At 57.8% G+C, this 19,457-nt stretch carries 14 protein-coding genes and 1 tRNA gene; 5 read left to right on the top strand and 10 right to left on the bottom strand.

Annotated elements, in window-relative coordinates:
- Positions 1-33: 33 nt before the first annotated feature.
- Complete coding sequence (locus ACA063_RS26675) at positions 34-495, bottom strand: Lrp/AsnC family transcriptional regulator (protein WP_046029956.1); 462 nt, start codon at positions 493-495, stop codon at positions 34-36.
- A gap of 175 nt (positions 496-670) precedes the next feature.
- Between ACA063_RS26675 and ACA063_RS26670 the strand changes: the two genes are divergently transcribed.
- Together ACA063_RS26670 and ACA063_RS26665 are read left to right on the top strand one after the other, a co-directional pair.
- Positions 671-3,025: a glucose/quinate/shikimate family membrane-bound PQQ-dependent dehydrogenase gene (locus ACA063_RS26670; RefSeq protein ID WP_497663953.1), complete on the top strand. Its 2,355-nt coding sequence runs from the start codon at positions 671-673 to the stop codon at positions 3,023-3,025.
- 113 nt (positions 3,026-3,138) lie between these two features.
- The gene (locus tag ACA063_RS26665; protein WP_497663952.1) at positions 3,139-3,819 is read left to right on the top strand and encodes a peptidase M41; all 681 of its coding nucleotides are present in this window, start codon (positions 3,139-3,141) and stop codon (positions 3,817-3,819) included.
- Positions 3,820-3,876: 57 nt separating this feature from the next.
- Here ACA063_RS26665 and ACA063_RS26660 read toward each other — a convergent pair.
- From ACA063_RS26660 to rpsU, 5 genes are all read right to left on the bottom strand, one after another.
- Positions 3,877-3,953 (bottom strand) — tRNA-Ile (locus ACA063_RS26660).
- A 15-nt stretch (positions 3,954-3,968) separates the two neighbouring features.
- The gene (locus ACA063_RS26655; RefSeq protein ID WP_497663951.1) at positions 3,969-7,715 is read right to left on the bottom strand and encodes an EAL domain-containing protein; all 3,747 of its coding nucleotides are present in this window, start codon (positions 7,713-7,715) and stop codon (positions 3,969-3,971) included.
- A 122-nt stretch (positions 7,716-7,837) separates the two neighbouring features.
- Positions 7,838-9,688, bottom strand: a complete 1,851-nt coding sequence (gene rpoD, locus ACA063_RS26650; RefSeq protein WP_162436253.1) for an RNA polymerase sigma factor RpoD — start codon at positions 9,686-9,688, stop codon at positions 7,838-7,840.
- 67 nt (positions 9,689-9,755) lie between these two features.
- Positions 9,756-11,735 (bottom strand): DNA primase, encoded by a 1,980-nt coding sequence (gene dnaG, locus ACA063_RS26645; RefSeq protein WP_194693801.1) that lies wholly within the window; start codon positions 11,733-11,735, stop codon positions 9,756-9,758.
- A gap of 482 nt (positions 11,736-12,217) precedes the next feature.
- Complete coding sequence (gene rpsU, locus ACA063_RS26640) at positions 12,218-12,433, bottom strand: 30S ribosomal protein S21 (RefSeq protein WP_002551877.1); 216 nt, start codon at positions 12,431-12,433, stop codon at positions 12,218-12,220.
- 199 nt (positions 12,434-12,632) lie between these two features.
- Here rpsU and tsaD point away from each other — a divergent pair, with 199 nt between their 5' ends.
- Positions 12,633-13,658, top strand: coding sequence for a tRNA (adenosine(37)-N6)-threonylcarbamoyltransferase complex transferase subunit TsaD (gene tsaD, locus ACA063_RS26635; RefSeq protein ID WP_162436255.1), 1,026 nt, complete (start codon positions 12,633-12,635; stop codon positions 13,656-13,658).
- Positions 13,659-13,681: 23 nt separating this feature from the next.
- Here the strand turns inward: tsaD and plsY are convergent, their stop codons facing one another.
- Positions 13,682-14,251: a glycerol-3-phosphate 1-O-acyltransferase PlsY gene (plsY, locus tag ACA063_RS26630; RefSeq protein ID WP_497663950.1), complete on the bottom strand. Its 570-nt coding sequence runs from the start codon at positions 14,249-14,251 to the stop codon at positions 13,682-13,684.
- Positions 14,252-14,325: 74 nt separating this feature from the next.
- Here plsY and folB point away from each other — a divergent pair, with 74 nt between their 5' ends.
- Both folB and folK read left to right on the top strand, forming a co-directional pair.
- Positions 14,326-14,682, top strand: coding sequence for a dihydroneopterin aldolase (folB, locus tag ACA063_RS26625; protein ID WP_194693799.1), 357 nt, complete (start codon positions 14,326-14,328; stop codon positions 14,680-14,682).
- Positions 14,673-15,191, top strand: coding sequence for a 2-amino-4-hydroxy-6-hydroxymethyldihydropteridine diphosphokinase (folK, locus tag ACA063_RS26620; RefSeq protein ID WP_497663949.1), 519 nt, complete (start codon positions 14,673-14,675; stop codon positions 15,189-15,191). Before folB ends, folK begins: the two co-directional genes overlap by 10 nt.
- 73 nt (positions 15,192-15,264) lie before the next feature.
- Here the strand turns inward: folK and ACA063_RS26615 are convergent, their stop codons facing one another.
- From ACA063_RS26615 to ACA063_RS26605, 3 genes are all read right to left on the bottom strand, one after another.
- Positions 15,265-16,494 carry a multifunctional CCA addition/repair protein gene (locus ACA063_RS26615; RefSeq protein ID WP_497663948.1) on the bottom strand — a complete coding sequence of 410 codons (1,230 nt, stop codon included), beginning with the start codon at positions 16,492-16,494 and terminating at the stop codon, positions 15,265-15,267.
- A gap of 63 nt (positions 16,495-16,557) precedes the next feature.
- Positions 16,558-18,120 carry a SpoVR family protein gene (locus ACA063_RS26610; protein ID WP_497663947.1) on the bottom strand — a complete coding sequence of 521 codons (1,563 nt, stop codon included), beginning with the start codon at positions 18,118-18,120 and terminating at the stop codon, positions 16,558-16,560.
- Positions 18,117-19,388, bottom strand: a complete 1,272-nt coding sequence (locus tag ACA063_RS26605) for a YeaH/YhbH family protein (protein WP_162436261.1) — start codon at positions 19,386-19,388, stop codon at positions 18,117-18,119. The genes ACA063_RS26610 and ACA063_RS26605 overlap by 4 nt, the downstream gene beginning before the upstream one ends.
- Positions 19,389-19,457 lie beyond the last annotated feature (69 nt).

The following is a 19,457-nucleotide window of genomic DNA, read 5'->3' as shown; positions in this document are numbered from 1 at the left end:
AGCAAGAAGGCTCGCTCCCACAAGGAATCGTGTTTAAACCGGTTGCCCCCGGTCAATCTTGCTACTGAGGATGATCGACGTCGTGGTCTTCTCCACGCCGTCCACACTCCCGATCTGATCCAGCAACTGATCCAGCTGCTCGGGCGAGTCCGTGCGCAGCCACGCCACGTAATCAAATTCACCACTCACTGCACACAATTGCTGAACCTGCGCCATCGCACTGAGCCGTCTCAGCACTTCTTTGCCCGAGCGAGGCTGCACGGTGATCCCGACATACGCCTGCAATCCGCCATCCACTACGCGCTGACCCAGTCGCACGCCGTAACCGGTGATGACTTTTGCTTTTTCCAGTCGGGCAAGTCGCGAAGTCACCGTGGTACGGGCGATGCCCAGTTGGCGAGCGAGCATGGCCACACTTTCGCGGGCATTGATCTGCAAGGCGGCGATCAGTTGGCGATCGATTTCGTCAAGAACGGGCGGGCGAATGTCAGGCAAGGGGCGTCTCCAGCGGCACAGATCGGTGGATGGGCATGTTACAGGCACCGCTCGCACAACGGATCCCTGATCCATAATCAGTACCGTTCAGGACATTTTCAGCTGCGACAATTTGCCATAAGTAACTAGGTAGTACATTATTTCGCGCTTGTCACACATGGGGAAAATGATCGACATGAATAATTCTGGGGCTGCCGGCGGCAGCCAATGGTTGCTGCGGGGGCTGGGTGTCCTGATTGCCTTGATCGGGCTTGGCCTGGCTGGTGGTGGTGCTTACCTGACCTCGCTGGGTGGAAGTTGGTACTTCCTGCTCATGGGGTTGGCGATGCTGGTTTCCGGGCTGATGATCGCTCGTCTTAAACCGCAAGGGGCCTGGCTGTATGGCCTGGCGCTGATCCTTACCGCGCTTTGGGCTGTGTGGGACACCGGTTTTGAATACTGGCCGCTGGTGTCGCGCGTGCTGACATTTGCCGTGATCGGACTGGTTGTTGCACTGATCTACCCCACACTGGTGCGTGCTTCCGGCGCAGCGGCGGGGCGTGGCGCTTATGGCCTGGCAGGTATTCTGGGCGTCGGCGTGGTTGCGACGCTGGCCTATATGTTCGTGCCGACCCACGTGGTCAAGGCCACTAGTGAACCATCGGTGACGCCGGTGACACCGGGTACCGAGCAGAAGGACTGGGCCCATTGGGGCAATACGACGGCGGGCAACCGCTTCGCTGCACTGGACCAGATCAACAAGGGCAATATCGACAAGCTTCAGGTCGCCTGGACCTTCCGCACCGGTGACCTGCCGCAAAGCACCGGCGCAGGCGCAGAAGACCAGAACACGCCGCTGCAAATCGGCGACACCGTCTACACCTGCACGGCGTACGGCAAAGTCTTTGCACTCGACGCTGACACGGGGGCACAGCGCTGGAAGTTCGACCCGCAAGGCACTGCGCCGAACTGGCAACGCTGCCGAGGCCTGGGTTATTCAGAAACCCCTGCGGCCCCGGAAAATCAGCCAACGGCCTGTACGAAACGCCTGTTTCTACCGACCGGCGATGCGCGTCTTATTGCAATAAATGCCGAGACCGGTAAGCCGTGCGAAGAGTTTGGCAACAAGGGAACGGTTGATCTCACAACCGACATGGGCGAAGTGAAACCGGGCTACTACCAGCAAACCTCGACACCTTTGGTGGCCGGTGATGTGGTGATTGTCGGTGGTCGCGTGGCGGACAACTATTCCACCGGCGAGCCGCCAGGGGTGGTTCGTGCGTATGACGTGCGCAATGGTGAGCTGGTGTGGGCGTGGGATCCAGGTAACCCGAACACGACCAAACGCCCTCCTGCGGGTGAGACCTATACCCGCGGCACCCCGAACGTCTGGTCGGCGATGTCCTACGACGCCAGACTGGGTCTGGTTTACTTGCCGACCGGCAATGCCACTCCGGACTTCTTCGGCGGTCAGCGCACCGAATTCGATGACAAATGGAACTCGTCCATCGTCGCTATCGACGTGAAAACAGGCCAGGTGCGCTGGCACTTCCAGACCACCCACCACGACTTGTGGGACTTCGACCTGCCTGCGCAACCGTTGCTGTACGACGTGCCGGATGACAAGGGCGTCATGCAGCCTGCTTTGGCACAGGTCACCAAGCAGGGCGAGATCTTCCTGCTCAACCGTGAAACCGGCGTGCCGATCGCCCGTGTAGAAGAGCGTCCGGTGCCGCAAGGTAACGTGCCCGGTGAGCGCTACTCGCCGACCCAGCCGTTCTCGGTCGATATGCCGTCGATTGGTAATCAGAAACTGACCGAATCGGACATGTGGGGCGCCACGCCGTTCGACCAGTTGATGTGCCGGATTCAGTTCAAGGGCATGCGTCACGAAGGTGTGTATACCCCGCCCGGCCTTGATCGTGCGTTGCAATTCCCGGGATCCTTGGGCGGCATGAACTGGGGCAGTGTGTCGGTGGACCCGAACACCCATTACATGTTTGTCAACGACATGCGCCTGGGCCTGGCCAACTACATGATCCCCCGCGACAAGATCGCTGCGGGCGCCAGTGGTATCGAAATGGGCGTGGTGCCGCAGGAAGGCACGCCGTTTGGGGCGATGCGCGAACGTTTCCTTTCGGCGGCCGGGATTCCTTGCCAGAAACCACCGTTCGGAACGATGTCCGCCATCGACCTCAAGACCCACAAACTGGTCTGGCAGGTGCCGGTTGGCACCGTTCAGGACACCGGCCCGCTGGGTATTCGCATGCACTTGCCGATTCCGATCGGCATGCCGACCCTTGGCGCGTCGCTGGCCACCCAGTCCGGTTTGCTGTTCTTCGCGGGAACCCAGGATTTTTACCTGCGTGCTTTTGATACCGGCAACGGCAATGAGATCTGGAAATCCCGTTTGCCGGTCGGCAGCCAGTCCGGGCCAATGACGTATGTTTCGCCGAAAACCGGGAAGCAGTACATCTTGCTCACCGTGGGTGGCGCGCGTCAGTCGCCGGATCGGGGGGACTATGTGATTGCGTATGCGTTGCCTGAGTAAAGGTTGAATCGCAGACACGAAAAGCCGCGCCATTGCGCGGCTTTTTGTTGGGCGAATAAGAGGGTGTAAAAATCGACTAGGATTGAGGCAGGCGAGGGTGCGAGGTGAAGGGCATGACAACAACGCTACCTACCGCAGTACGCGACCGTGCATTACAAGTCGCCCAACACGAAATGGGTCACTACGTCGTGGCCCGCGCGCTGGGATTTGAAACGGGCGGTGTGACCCTGATGGTGACGATAGACTTGAGGCATAAAGGTGGCGCTTCCATTGGCTTGGTGCGGCCAGTTACGTCGATGGACGCCATGAAGGAACATCTGGGCGCCCGGATGATGGTTCTCTTGGCTGGCGCGATGGCGCAAACACTGCCTTCAAAACCTTCAGCCGCCAAGCGCGTCGATAAGCCCAAAGCCAGAGCCATCCTCAAAGGTGAGCAGGGTGCGGAGCAGGATTACGCAAAAATCAGGGAGCTTCAGCATCTGCTGCGCAACATCGCCTACCCGGAAACCGTTCCTGCGTCGGACGAGCGCATAGCAGCGCAGCTTAAAGCGATGACCGATCGGCTGTGGTTTCGGACTCAGGAAATCATCGAAGATCAGGCCGATACGATATCGGAACTGGCAGGGACGCTGGTGGACGCTATGACCCTGGTGGAGCAATGGGGGCGAGCGGCGGATACGTATGAGGTTGTGTACACCGGGCCGATGCTGGAGCGGCTGCGCGCGGTGCAAGCGATCCCTTTATCCGGTGTTTGGACTGACAGTTACAGTGATGTTGCTCAGCGCTGCAGATAGCGAACAAAACCAAACGTCAGACACGAAAAAGCCGCGCAATTGCACGGCTTTTTTGTTTGGTGGGCCCACACGGACTTGAACCGTGGACCAAAGGATTATGAGTCCTCTGCTCTAACCAACTGAGCTATAGGCCCTCAGTAGGTCGCGGATTATAACGACGGTTTCTCTGCTGTGCTATCCGAAAAGTCTGAAACTGCTATACGAAGAAACGTCGCGGCAAATTCGTCGGGTGGAAGTGGCAGGCTGACGATGTAGCCCTGGATCTGTTCGCAACCTTCCGCCGCGAGGAACTGTTGCTGTGCCTGCGTCTCGACGCCCTCGGCGATCACGGTGAATTGCATGCTGCTTCCCAAGGCAATGATTGCGCGCACGATCGCCACGTCGTGAGGGTCATCAGGCAGGCCTCGGACGAAAGACTGATCGATTTTCAGGATGTCCAGGGGTAGGCGTTTGAGATAACTCAGGGACGAATAACCTGTTCCGAAATCATCAATCGCCAGCTGCACACCCAGGTTTTTGAGTTGGTGCAGCACGGCCAAGGCTTCTTCGGCCTGGCTCATGATGAAGTTTTCGGTAATTTCCAGTTGCAATAGATCGGGTCTGAGTCGGTTGTCCTTGAGCAGTTGCTCGATGCGTCCGAGCAGGTTCGGCTGGCGCAGTTGTGCGCCCGCGAGGTTGACCGACAGCGGGCCCAGGGGCTGGTAGACCTGGTTCCATTCGAACATCTGTCGGCAGGCGGTTTCGAGCACCCAGTCGCCGATTTGCAGGATCATGCCGTTTTCTTCGGCCAGCGGAATGAAGTGTTCCGGCGGTACATCGCCGAAGGTTGGGTGACGCCAGCGAATGAGTGCTTCGGCCCCGACCAGGCGATGGTCGTCGAGGCTGATTTTCGGCTGGTAATGAAGGTGCAACTCGTTGCGCTCAATGGCGCGTCGCAGTTCGTGCTCCAGCGCCACGCGCTCGCTGGCTTGGGCGGTAAGATCGCGCGTGTAGCTTTCAACCCGGTTGCGACCTTTTGCCTTCGAGCGGTACATTGCTGCGTCGGCGTTTTTGACCAGCGTGGCGACGTCGCAGCCGTCTTTTGGATACAGGCTGGTGCCGATGCTGGCGCTGATGAAAAACTCGTGCTCACCGGCCTGGAAAGGGGCGGCGAAGCAATTCAGCAGTTTATTGGCAATGTGATCGGCGTCGCTGGACTGTTGCAGGCCGGGAAGCAGGATGATGAATTCGTCGCCGCCCAGGCGCGCCACGGTATCGATGTCGCGCAGTTGCTCTTTCAATCGAACGGCAATGCCTTTGAGCAGCAAGTCGCCGACCGGATGACCAAGGCTGTCATTGATGTGTTTGAAGCGATCCAGATCGAGGAAAAGCACGGCGCCCTGACCGCCGTTCTCTTGTTGATTGTTGAGTGCGGTGAGCAGTCGGCTTTCGAACAGTGTGCGGTTGGGCAGCCCGGTCAACGGATCGTGGTGCGCCTGGTAGTCGAGCTTGGCCTGGGCATGCTTGAGGCTGGAGATGTCCGCAAACACGGCGACAAAGTGAGTAATGAATTTGTCCCGGTTGCGCACCGCGCTGATCGTCAGCCAGCTCGGGTACAGCTCGCCATTTTTGCGCCGGTTGGAAATCTCGCCCTGCCAATGGCCTTCGGCGGTGAGCTGATGCCACATGGCCGCGTAGAAAGCGCTGTCGTGCAGGCCTGAGGCGAGCAGGCGAGGGGTGTGGCCCAATGCTTCGCTTTCGCTGTAGCCCGTGATTTCGGTAAACGCGCGATTGACCGCACTGATGTGCTGCTGGGTGTCGGTGATCAACACGCCTTCGGCGGTGCTTTCGAATACGGTGGCGGCCTGTTGCAGCTTTTCCTGCATGAGGTGGCGCTCGGTGATGTCCCGGGCGATGGTGAGCATGCAGTCTTCATTGCCGATCGGCAGCGGGCGGCTGGACACTTCGCAGAGGCGGATTTGCCCATCGCTGCGGCGGATGTGGCAACTGAAGTCACGAACGAAGCCATCTCGCTTGAGCAAATCAAGCATTTGCTTGCGCTCATTGAGGTTGACCCAGATCCCGAGCTCCAGAGACGACCGGTCCACCGACATCGCGCTGTTGAAACCGGTGATGCGGCTAAAGCCGTCGTTGACTTCCAGAAGCAAGCCGTCGCTTTGACGCGACAATAGCAATCCGTCCGGGGACGCATGGAAGGCCTTGGCAAATTTCTCTTCTGAGATTTGCAGTTGCTGCTGCGTTTCTTTGAGTTGGCTGATGTCGCGCACGACTACGACCAGTGCCGGGGTTGTATCCAGATCGAACGGTTCGGCGGAGATCAGGCCGGTGAACACTTGGCCGTTGTTGCGGCGGAAGGGCATTTCCAGGTTGCGAATGCTGCCGGCCTGCAACCGCTGCAGCAGTCCCGGGCCGACGCCGGGTATGCCCCAGATGTTCAGGTCAGTGGCCGTCTGGCCGATGACTTCTTGAGCGGTGAGGCCGATCTGTTCCTCGAACGCCTCGTTGACCTCCATCAGGCAGCCGTCGGAGAGTCGCGCGATCACCAGGATGTCAGGGCATTGCTGGAACACCGAAGCGAATTTCTGCTCCGACAGGCGCAATGCTTCTTCGGTGCGTTTGGCGTCGCTGATGTCGATCATCAAGCCGCGCAGGACCGGTTCATGGCCATGTTCGATCAGGCTGACGATATCGCGCACCCACAGGCACCTGCCGTCGGCGGTGATCACCCGGTAATCCACTGAGTGATCGCGTCCGGCCAGGACTTCGTGATCGCAGAAGGTCTGGGCGCGGGTCAGGTCGGCGGGGTGAATGATGCTGCGCCAGAAGCCCGGAATCAGCCAGTGGGACAGTGGGTAACCGAGCAAGTCTTCGGCGTGAGGCGACACGTAGCTGTAGGTGAAGTCGCTGATGCGCGCTTCCCAGGCAATCGCGGAAAGGCTCTCCACCAGCCCGCGGTAGTGGTATTCACTGCTGCGCAGTTCTTGTTCCAGATCGACGCGCCTGGCGATTTCCGAGCTCAGTCGACGGTTGATCCGTATCACCACGACCAGCACAGTGATCAGCAACAGTAAACCCGGCAGGCCATACACCAGTAGATTTGACCAGAAGGTCCGTTGATCGAGGACATTGCCAATCCAATGTTCCTGAATGGCGCTGATTTCTGTCGGGGACATGTCTGCCAGGACTTTGTCCAGAATGCCGACCAGTATCTTGTTGTCCTTGGGTACGGCCATTGCCAGTTGGTAGCGGTAAGGGGTCTCGCCACTGACATAGAGGCCTTCGAGCTTAAGCTGACGCAGGCTCCAGACGCTTGAAGCGAGATCGCCGACCACCGCGTCCACTTCATCGGTGGCCAGTGCCTGCAAAGCCGAGCTGACGTTGGGCATCGCCACCAGATTCAGGTCGGGATGATGATTGCGCAGCAGTTCGTGAGGGGCATAGTTCTCGACGACGGCAATTTTCAGCCCGTACAGGTCCTCGATTTTGCGTGGTTGGGCGCCGCCGACGTGGGCAAGGATGACGATCGGGAAATCCAGGTAAGGGCGGGTGAACGACAGATAGGTCTGGCGTTCCGGAGTCGACATGATGCCCGGCAACAGATCGATCTTGCCTTGCTTGACTTGCTCCAGAACGACTGTCCAGTTGACGGGCTCGATGGGGGTGAGCTTGATGGACAGGCGTTGGCGGATCATGTCGATATAGTCCGCTGCAAGGCCCTGGTAACGGCCCTGGTCGTCGCGGTACTCAAAGGGTGGCCATGACGCATCTACACCCAGACGCAGGTCTGGGTGGGCCGTCAGCCAGCTACGTTCTTCGTCGGTCAGAGTCAGCGCGCCAGCCGTTGCGGTCCAGGTCATCAGCGACAGCAAAAAAAGCACGGTCGGCAGTCTGGGCATAACGGTCTCGTTATGGCTCGGGGGAATGTTTCGAGTGTAGACGGGCAATTCGCAGGGAGGGAGGAGCGGGGGATTTAATCTGCATAAAGCAAAACCCCCGGCATGGGCCGGGGGTTCTGTTGTCACTCGTCGAGGAAGGAGCGCAAATGCTCGCTTCTCGTCGGGTGGCGCAGCTTGCGCAGCGCCTTGGCTTCGATCTGACGAATCCGTTCACGGGTCACGTCGAACTGCTTACCAACCTCCTCGAGGGTGTGGTCGGTATTCATGTCGATACCGAAGCGCATGCGCAGGACCTTGGCTTCACGGGCAGTGAGGCCGGACAGAACTTCGCGAGTCGCTTCTTTAAGGCTCTCAACGGTGGCGACATCGATTGGCGACTGCATGGTCGAGTCTTCGATGAAGTCACCCAGATGGGAGTCTTCGTCATCACCGATCGGGGTTTCCATGGAGATCGGCTCTTTAGCGATCTTCAATACCTTGCGGATCTTGTCCTCAGGCATTTCCATGCGTTCGCCCAGCTCTTCCGGGGTCGGTTCGCGACCCATTTCCTGCAACATCTGCCGGGAAATGCGGTTGAGCTTGTTGATCGTCTCGATCATGTGCACCGGAATACGGATGGTGCGGGCCTGGTCGGCGATCGAGCGAGTGATCGCCTGACGGATCCACCAGGTGGCATAAGTCGAGAACTTGTAGCCGCGACGGTATTCGAATTTGTCTACCGCTTTCATCAAGCCGATGTTGCCTTCCTGGATCAGATCGAGGAATTGCAGGCCACGGTTGGTGTACTTCTTGGCGATGGAGATCACCAGACGCAAGTTCGCTTCTACCATCTCTTTCTTCGCGCGGCGGGCCTTGGCCTCACCGATCGACATGCGACGGTTGATGTCCTTGATCTCGGCGATCGTCAAACCGGTTTCGGTTTGCAGCGCGGTCAGCTTTTGCTGGCAACGAATGATGTCCGGCTGCAGGCGACCAATGGCTTCAGCGTATTTGCTTTTGCCTTTGGCCAGCGCATCGGTCCAGCTTTCGTCAACTTCATTGCCCGGGAACTGGCGCAGGAAGTCGGCACGTGGCATGCGGGCATCACGAACACAAAGCTGCATGATCGCGCGCTCTTGCTGACGCAGACGATCCAGGGCACTGCGAACACGCTCAACCAGGCCTTCGAATTGCTTCGGAACCAGTTTGATCGGCATGAACAGCTCAGCCAGAAGCACCAGCTCGGCGATTGCCAGCTTGTTACCACGACCGTGCTTTTTCAGCGCCTTGCGGGTGATTTCCATCTGATCGGAGACAGCGCCAAAACGCTGTGCTGCGATGACCGGATCCGGACCGCTTTCGGCTTCTTCTTCGTCATCAGTCGTTGCTTCGGCGTCATCGTCTTCGGTGTCGTCGTCCGCTTTCACGGCTTTCGGATCGACAGGCGGTGGCACTTCTGCAGCAGGCGGCGCAATGCCGTCGTCCGGGTCGATATAACCGCTCAGGACGTCGGACAGGCGGCCACCTTCGGTGGTGACGCGAGTGTATTCGGAGAGAATATGGTCAACCGTGCCAGGGAAGTGCGCAATTGCGCCCATCACTTCGCGGATGCCCTCTTCAATACGTTTGGCGATTTCGATTTCGCCTTCACGTGTGAGGAGCTCTACCGTACCCATTTCACGCATGTACATGCGCACTGGGTCGGTGGTGCGACCAATGTCGGTCTCGACCGCTGCCAACGCTGCTGCTGCCTCTTCGGCCGCGGCTTCGTCGGTATCGGCGTCGGCCAGCATAAGGGAATCCTTATCTGGCGCAACCTCGAATACGTTGATCCCCATGTCGTTGATCATGCGGATGATGTCTTCCACCTGTTCCGGATCTGAAATATCCTCCGGCAGGTGGTCGTTGACCTCCGCGTAAGTCAGGTAGCCCTGCTCACGACCAAGTGTGATCAACTCTTTGATACGAGACTGCTGTTGCGCTTTTCCGGACATAACACCCTATCCACTGAAGGTCTTGGCGGGCAAAAAACAAGCCGAGGATTATACCTGAGCTATGACCTCACGCGCCAGTTGAGGTCGGGTTTGATACAGCCATATTGCGTTTTAATAGGTCGCGCATCTGATTTGCGATCTGATTTGCTTCCTCTGCACTCAATCCTGGCTGCCTGGCTTTTCTGATGAGTGCTTCCAGGCTATCCGTGTGTTGAGCTGCCGATAACCTAGTAATGGTGTCTAAAAACTGTTGTTCAAGGTTGTCGCCATCAATCAGCCATTCCTTTTCCGCTAATGCCTTGAGCAAACGTCCTTGTTCGGTCCCGTGCCAACGGGCCATCAACTGAATTGAGTTTAGCTTAGGATTTTTTTGCACGGCCCCGATAAGGGCGACCAGCAACTGTGCATATGTGTTGCTTTCATTGGCGAAGTGGTCGGCGGTTTCTACCCTGCCAGCCAGATCGGGATGATGAATAAGGGTGCGCAGCGCGATCAGCGTTGGGGCTTCCACCGCAATTGGCGTGCGTGGCGCGCGGGGTTGATCACGATCACCGCCGCGTTTGCCATTTTTGTCCCAGGGCTTCTTGTCCCACTTCTTGCCGCCGGCGCCGGGTTTTTTCGGCGTCCATTCCTGCTGCGGCGCGTACATGTCCTGCGCTTGCGGCTGATGGTAGTCGCTGTAGTCAGGCATGACATCGTAATCGATGCCCGGATCGTAGGCCGGCGGCGCATCTTGAGGTGCGCTTTGCACTAGCTGGCTCACCGCTTCGCCACTGAGACCGGTAATTTCGGTCAGGCGCTGACGCATCAGAATGCGCAGGTTTGCACCAGGTACCTTGTCGATCAGCGGCGCAGCGAGGGTGGCCATGTGAGCCTTGCCTTCAAGCGAGCGTGGGTCCGACTCTTCGGTCAACTGCTGAAAAAAGTAATCGGCCAGCGGTTGAGCGTGCTGATTGATGCGAGCCCGGAACGCGTCAGTGCCTTCGGAGCGAACCAGGGTGTCCGGGTCTTCGCCCTCGGGCAGGAAAAGAAAGCGAGCGCGACGTCCGTCCTGTAAGCACGGCAGCGTCGCTTCCAGTGCACGCCAGGCAGCGTTGCGGCCAGCCTGGTCGCCATCGAAGCAGAACAGCACGTTGGGTACGACGCGAAACAATCGCTTCAAGTGCTCTTCGCTGGTGGCGGTGCCCAGGGTGGCGACGGCGTTGCGCAGACCTTGTTGGGCGAGGGCGATAACGTCCATGTAACCTTCGACAACAATGATTTCGTCCAGGTTGCGGTTGTTCTTGCGCGCTTCGTAAAGGCCGTAGAGCTCCTGGCCTTTATGGAAGACCGGGGTCTCTGGAGAGTTCAGGTACTTCGGTTTGTCATCGCCCAATACCCTCCCGCCGAACGCGATGATGCGCCCCCGACTATCGCGAATCGGGAACATGACGCGATCGCGAAAGCGGTCATAGCGTTTGCCGGTTTCGGCGTTCTCGATCAATAGGCCGGCGTCGACCATGGCTTTCTGCTGCAGGGTATCGCTGCTCAAATGTTTGAACAGATTGTCCCAGCCGGGTGGTGCGAAGCCGAGACCGAAGTCCCGTGCGATCTCGCCCGTCAATCCGCGTCCCTTCAAGTAATCCACAGCGGCTTTGCGCGATGGATGGCTTTTGAGTGCCTGACGATAAAAGTCGGCAGCGGCGGTGAGCAGTGGGTACAGGGGGGAGTCGGTTGGCTGTCGCGGTTTGTGCGGTCGGCCACTTTCTTCCCGGGGTATTTCCATGCCGGCGGCTTTGGCCAGTTCTTCGACAGCCTGGATGAAGTCCAGGTTGTCGTGGTCCATCATGAAGCCGAGTGCATTGCCGCCAGCGCCGCAGCCGAAGCAATAATAGAACTGCTTGTCGGGACTGACGCTGAAGGAGGGGGTTTTTTCTTTGTGGAACGGGCAGCAGGCGGTGTAGTTCTTGCCGGCTTTTTTCATTTGCAGGCGCGAGCTGACTACATCGACGATGTCGGTGCGGTTCAGAAGGTCGTCAATGAAGCTCTGGGGAATTAGCCCGGCCATGGCGTTCTCGTCATCTGCGATGAAGTGGATCCAAAACTTACGACGAACGAGCGTGGTTCGTTGCTTGAGACGCGCAAAGTAGGCGGCTCAAACGGTGTCGTTTGCGTAATCGCTGTCGGGAAGTGTATCTGCCGAAAATCCACTGACGTTAGTACCAATCAGTATTCGACTTTTTGAAAGTATTGCGCTGAACTCCGCAGCGGCCAGTCAATGGCCTCGGATAGCTCATAAGCGGGCACGCAAGAAGGTGCCTTGGGCTGATCGTCGTGAGAGGAATCAGTGGGTGTGCTCGTCAGTAGCCTTGGAAGGCTCGTCAGAAAAGACGTGCACCGCTGGCAAAAGAGCCAGGTCTGACGCTGTGAAGCAGATTTGTCTAGGTCGCGTCTGCGACTTTGACGGTGAAGCATCAAGCGTTTACCGCAAATGCCATAAGCCCGGCTGAGGGCCGGGCTTGGCAGAAGCTTGCTACGAACGTCTGTGTATTAGTACAGACGAACGGCGCGGCGCTGTTCGCGCTGAACTTTCTTCGCGTGACGCTTAACAGCGGCTGCTGCTTTACGCTTACGCTCAGAAGTTGGCTTCTCGTAAAATTCGCGGCTACGAACTTCAGCCAGTACACCGGCTTTTTCGCAGGAGCGCTTGAAACGACGCAGAGCTACGTCGAAGGGTTCGTTCTCTTTTACTTTGACGGCTGGCATCCAGAGCTACCTTCATTCATTACCGGGGTCAACATCCTCGCGGCAAAAGAGCACTTGAAGACGTCGGTTTTTAAGGGTTGCGGATGTTAACCCCTCATCGCTCGGAATGCAAAGCCTCTGATCGAAAACCGCTGGTCGGGGCATCGCGTGGGGACTATTATGCGCGCCTTCGAATTCAGCCTAAACAAGGCGCAAACCCATGCTAGTACTGGGATTAGAGACTTCTTGCGACGAAACTGGTGTCGCACTTTACGACAGTGAACGCGGTTTGTTGGCCGACGCGCTGTTTAGCCAGATTGACCTGCATCGTGCCTATGGCGGTGTGGTGCCGGAGCTGGCGTCGCGTGATCACGTCAAACGCATGCTGCCCTTGATTCGCCAGGTGTTGGCAGAGGCGGGCTGTGTGCCTACCGAGATCGACGCCATCGCTTATACCGCGGGTCCTGGCCTGGTGGGTGCCTTACTCGTAGGGGCTTCGTGTGCCCAGGCATTGGCCTTTGCCTGGGGCATTCCGGCCCTTGGTGTGCACCACATGGAAGGTCACTTGCTGGCGCCCATGCTGGAGGCGCAGCCCCCCCAATTCCCGTTCGTCGCTTTGTTGGTGTCGGGCGGTCATACGCAGTTGGTTCAGGTCGACGGAATCGGTCAATACACCCTGTTGGGCGAGACGCTCGACGATGCAGCCGGTGAAGCGTTCGACAAGACCGCGAAGATGATGGGCCTCAATTATCCGGGTGGACCGGAAATTGCCCGTCTGGCAGAGCAGGGAGTTGCGGGGCGTTTCACTTTCCCGCGTCCGATGTGCGACCGGCCGGGTCTGGCTTTCAGTTTCAGTGGTCTGAAAACCTTCGCTTTAAACACCTGGCAACAGTGTGTCAGCGCCGGGGACGACAGTGATCAAGCCCGTTGCGACATCTCGCTGGCGTTCCAGCAGGCCGTGGTGGAGACTTTGACCATCAAGTGCAAGCGTGCCCTGAAACAGGCGGGTATGAAGCGTCTGGTGATCGCTGGGGGCGTCAGCGCCAACAAGGCACTGCGCACTTCGCTGGAAAAGATGCTCGGCGACTTGAAAGGCGATGTATTTTACGCGCGTCCGGAGTTCTGCACCGACAACGGGGCGATGATTGCGTTTGCCGGTTGCCAGCGACTGCAAGCCGGCCAGCACGAAAGTCTGGCGATCAGCGTACAGGCGCGGTGGCCGATGGAGCAGTTGTCGCCTCTCTGATGAGCGGTACTCATGCGCGGCATTTAAAAATGCCGTTCGCGCCCGGCAAACAGGTCGCGTAGATTGCCGCGGTGACGCCAGACAATCAGCCCGGTGAGCACGCTCATGGGCAGCAATGCAGCCGGCTCTTGCCAGGCGAACAGGGGCAGGGTCAGTGGTGTAGCGATCAGTGCCGCCAGTGAGCTTGTACGGGTCAGGTAGAACGTCAGGACCCACGCGCAGACCGCCAGCAACGCTGCGGGTGGATAAAGCCCCAACAGCATGCCGGCAGCGGTGGCGACACCCTTGCCGCCTCGAAAGCGGAAATACAGCGGGAACAGATGACCGATCACGGCGCAAATGCCGATCCAGGCCTGTTCTTGCAGTGAAAGGCCTGCAAGACTTGCGATCAGTACTGGCAGCAAGCCTTTGCAGAGGTCGCCCAGCAAGGTCAGCACGGCGAGTTTTTTGCCCGCCAGGCGCAACATATTGGTGGCGCCGGCATTGCCCGAGCCACTCATTCGCGGATCGGGGTTACCGGTCAGGCGGCTGAGCAAAATGGCGAAGGACAGCGAGCCGAGCAGGTAGGCGAGAGTCGCCAGTAACCAAAACATGCTAACTATTCCGGGCGAGGACGCCCTGATTCTAACGGCGCATTGCGCCCTTGTCGTGCAGCGGAGAGAAGTGCTTGGACAGAGTGTTTATCGAGGGCCTGGAAGTCGACACCGTGATTGGTGCCTACGACTGGGAGCGAGGCATCCGACAGTGCTTGCGTCTTGATCTGAGTTTTGCCTGGGACAACCGCCCTGCTGCCGCCGGTGACGACCTGACGCTGGCGCTTGACTACGCCAGCGTCTCATCGCGTATTCAGGCGTTTGCCGAGCAGGCTCAGTTTCAGCTGGTCGAAACCTTTGCCGAGCGCCTGGTTGAAGTTTTGATGAGTGAATTCAAGATCACTTGGGTGCGCCTCAAACTGACCAAGCCGGGTGCAGTTCCCGCTGCCAAAGGTGGTGTGGGCGTGGAGATTGAGCGCGGATGTCGCTGACTCAGGTGTATCTCGGGCTTGGTAGCAATATCGAGCGCGAAACCCATCTACAGGCGGGTCTGGATGCGCTCGCAGGTTTTCTGGTGGATATCCGCTGCTCGGCAGTCTTCGAAAGCCAGCCGGTGGGGATCAAGAGCGGGCCATTTTTCAACTTCGTGGTTTCGGCGTTTACCGATCTGTCGTTGATGGAGCTTGATCGACGGCTGAAATTCATCGAGGCGGACAATGGTCGCTACGCACCGGACCGCAAGGGTTTGCCCCTGGACATCGATGTGTTGTTGTTCGGCGACCTGGTAGGCAACTTCGATGGCTTGATCCTGCCGCGAGCAGAAATCCTGAAAAATGCCTTCGTGCTTTGGCCCTTGTCGCTCATTGCCCCGGGTCGCGTGCATCCGGGCGTGGGCAAAAGCTTTGCGGCGTTGTGGCGCGAGGCGCGTATCGATCAAGTGTTGGCGCCAGTGGCGTTCGAGTGGCGCGGTGAGCAGCTGACCCCCTTAGAATTGCTGTGACGCTATTGCTGGCAAGCCCGCTCCCACAAGGTCGACACTGTACCAGCGGGAGCGGGCTTGCCCGCGATGCTTTTCAAGCCGACGCTGCGTCCTTGTAAGCCTTGAGCGCTTTCAAACGCTCGCGCTTGATGGCTTCCCCCAGCTCCGGCCCCTTGAATCCTTTCTCCAGCAACGGCTGAACGGCCACACTTCTGGCGGCAGTTGCCGCGCCACGCAAATAATCTGCTTGTGGATAACTTCTATGCTCCAGACCTTTGCGTCCTCGGGCGTCCATCTCGCACGCCGCGATAAATTCTTCGAACCGCTGTGGTCGCCGATAGATATCAAAACTTTGCAGCAACTCCAGCAAGGTCGAAGGCTTCAGTTCCAAAGCGCGATGACCATGGGTGTGGTACTGGCCCACCAACAGCGCCAGCTCCTGGCAGTCTCGCGGCGCCTTGAAGCGTTGGTTAACCGCTTTTATCAGCTTCAGACCTTTGTGTTCGTGAGCGATGTGGCGCGGCCATTCCTCCTCTGGCGTCAGGCCTTTGCCCAAATCATGCAGCAGGCAGGCCCAGCGCACTGTAAGCGGTTGCTTGTGGAGGGCCGATTGCTCAAGGACGCTGAGTGTATGTGCACCCGTGTCGATTTCCGGGTGATGAACCTCAGGCTGCGGTACACCAAACAATGCATCGACCTCAGGCATCAGGACCTTGAGCGCGCCGCATTCGCGCAGTACTTCGATGAATACTTGCGGCTGGTCTTCCATCAAGGCGCGGGAAATTTCCTTCCAGCTGCGTTCAGCGGTCAAGGCTTCCAGCTCGCCGGACTCGCTGAGCTGACGCATCAACTCCAAAGTCTCGGACGCGACGGTAAAACCCAGCGCCGCGTAACGGGCGGCAAAGCGGGCAACGCGCAATACACGAAGGGGATCTTCGGCAAACGCCGGGGAGACGTGGCGTAGCAGGCGCTCTTTTAAGTCTTTCTGACCTTGGTAAGGATCCGTCAGATTTTGCTGGGCGTCTTCGGCCATCGCGTTAATTGTCAGGTCGCGGCGAACCAGATCTTCTTCAAGGGTAACTTCGGGGCTGGCATGGAAGGTGAAGCCGCCATAGCCGCGTCCGCTCTTGCGTTCAGTGCGAGCAAGCGCATATTCCTCACCGGTTTTTGGGTGAAGAAAGACCGGGAAATCAGATCCCACCGGACGAAACCCCTTGGCGAGCATTTCCTCGGTGGTGGCCCCGACGACGACCCAATCGATGTCGGTGACAGGTTTGCCCAGCAGGCGGTCACGTACTGCGCCACCAACTTTATAAATCTGCATAAAAAACCTCCGTTAGCTCGACAGAATAACCTTTGCGTCGAGCTAACGGAGGCCGAAACCGGTTCAAAGATGAATGACGGCCAAGTCCAGCCGGCCATAATCACTTTCGGAATGCTCACCTCTTGGCGGCACATGATGAGTCTTCGTAACCTGATCCCCTTGCAGGGTCTCCAGGTGTATGTCGAAGCCCCAGAGCCGATGCAGATGCTTGAGCACTTCCTCGGTCGATTCTCCCAAAGGCTTGCGGTCGTGCTGCTGATGACGCAGCGTCAAGGAGCGATCACCACGCCGATCGATGCTGTAGATCTGCACATTGGGCTCGCGATTGCCCAGGTTGTACTGCGCTGCCAGGGTTTCGCGAATAGTGCGATAGCCTCCTTCATCATGAATGGCGGGAACCAGAAGATCGTCTTTCTGATCATCGTCAAGAATGCTGAAGAGCTTCAGGTCGCGAATCACTTTCGGCGACAGGTACTGCAGGATGAAGCTCTCGTCCTTGAAGCTGCTCATGGCGAACTTGATGCTCGACAGCCAGTCCGTACCGGCAATTTCCGGGAACCAGCGGTAATCCTCCTCCGTGGGGCTTTCGCACATGCGCCGAATGTCCCTGTACATGGCAAATCCCAATGCGTACGGGTTGATGCCGCTGTAGTAAGGGCTATCGAAACCCGGTTGCATGACCACACTTGTGTGTGAAGTCAGAAACTCCATCATGAAACCGTCGGTGACGAGACCTTCGTCATACAGGTCATTCATCAACGTGTAGTGCCAGAACGTGGCCCAGCCTTCGTTCATGACCTGAGTCTGGCGTTGCGGATAAAAATACTGAGCGATCTTGCGCACGATTCGTACGATTTCCCGCTGCCATGGCTCAAGCAGTGGAGCGTGTTTTTCGATGAAATACAGGATGTTTTCCTGAGGTTCGGCGGGGAAGCGTGCATTGTCCTTGTCGCTGTATTTGTCCGCGCCTTTTGGAATCGTCCGCCACAGATCGTTGATCTGCTTCTGCAAATGTTCCTCTCGGTCCTTTTGCCGACGGCGTTCCTCTTCCGCTGAAATCGGATAGGGGCGCTTGTAGCGGTCCACTCCGTAGTTCATCAATGCATGGCAAGAGTCCAGCAGATCCTCGACGGCATCGATTCCATGGCGCTCTTCGCACTGCATGATGTACTGCTTGGCAAACACGAGGTAATCAATGATCGAGCTGGCGTCCGTCCAGGTGCGGAACAGGTAGTTGCCTTTGAAAAAGCTGTTGTGCCCGTAGCAGGCATGCGCAACCACCAACGCCTGCATGCAGATGGTGTTTTCTTCCATCAGATAAGCGATGCACGGGTCTGAGTTGATCACGATTTCATACGCGAGCCCCATCTGGCCTCGACTATAGGATTTCTCGGTACTGAGAAAGTGTTTGCCATAGGACCAGTGGTGGTAACCCAGTGGCATACCTACCGAGGCATAGGCATCCATCATCTGCTCAGCAGTGATCACTTCGATCTGGTTAGGGTACGTATCGAGTGCGTAGCGAGCTGCAATACGACTGATTTCACGGTCGTAGGCCTGGATCAGCTCGAACGTCCATTCAGAGCCGGTGGAAATGGGTTGGCGCTTCTGCTCTTTGGCGGTCATGTCACTAACCTGCGCTGGAAGAGTTCACGGAAGACCGGATAGATATCGCCGGCCGAGACCAGTTGTTGCTGGGCAAACGTTTCAGAGAAGGCTTCGGCAATCCGTTCGTACTCGAACCACAGAGCCTGATGTTCGCGTGGGGTAATCTCGACGTAAGTGTAGTACTGCACGAACGGCATGATCTGATTGATCAGAATGTCGCGGCAGATCGGCGAGTCGTCATTCCAGTTGTCACCGTCCGAAGCCTGAGCGGCGTAGATGTTCCACTCATTGCTTGGATAGCGCTCGGCCATGATTTCCTGCATCAGTTTCAAAGCGCTGGAGACGATGGTACCGCCGGTTTCCCGCGAGTAGAAGAACTCCTCCTCGTCCACTTCCCGGGCGCTGGTGTGGTGGCGGATGAATACGACGTCAATCTTGTCGTAGTTTCGCTTGAGAAACAGGTACAGCAAGATGAAGAAACGCTTGGCGATGTCCTTGGTCGCCTGGGTCATGGAGCCGGAAACGTCCATCAGGCAGAACATCACTGCTTTCGAGCTTGGGTTGGGTTGCTTGATGAGCAGGTTGTACTTGAGGTCGAATGTGTCGAGAAATGGCACGCGATGGATTCGCGCGCTGAGCTTTTCGATTTCAGCTTCAATTTCTTGAATATCGCCGAAGTTGTCGGGCTCATCCCGTCTCAGTCGCAACAATTCTTCTTTCGCTTCACGCAACTTTGCCCGGCTGCTGCCGGACAATGCAATGCGCCGGGCATGGGCTGAGCGAAGGGTGCGGATGATGTTGATCCGCGATGGATTACCTTCGTTACTGATCCCTGCTCGGACAGTCTTGAAGGTGTCTGTGCCAGTCAGATTACGCTTGACCAGGTTCGGCAACTCAAGATCCTCGAACATGAATTCAAGGAATTCCTCCTGGGTAATCTGGAAGACGAACTCGTCCATCCCTTCACCCGAGTTACCGGCCTTGCCTGGACCTCTACCGCCACCCCCACCCGGCGGACGTGCAATATGCTCGCCGCTGGTGAATTCCTTGTTGCCGGGGTGCACGACAGTCTGCTTGCCCCCACGGCCATGATGAAGCACCGGCTCGTCTATATCGCGACCGGGAATACTGATCTGTTCGCCATGTTCCATGTCTGTAATGGAACGCCGGCTGACCGCCTCTTCGACGGCTTTCTTGATGTGATCACGGTAGCGCCGCAGAAACCGTTGGCGGTTCACCGTGCTCTTGTTCTTGCCATTGAGACGTCGGTCGATCACATAGCTCATAGGCCCTCCGGGGAGCTTCGAGTCATAAGCTTCAAGCTGCAAGACAGAAGCTTCAGAAACAAGCGGCGC

The sequence above is a fragment of the Pseudomonas sp. LBUM1643 genome (assembly GCF_059716215.1).
The sequence above is the reverse complement of the archived record's forward strand: the minus strand, read 5'-3'. Positions and strand labels throughout refer to the sequence as shown.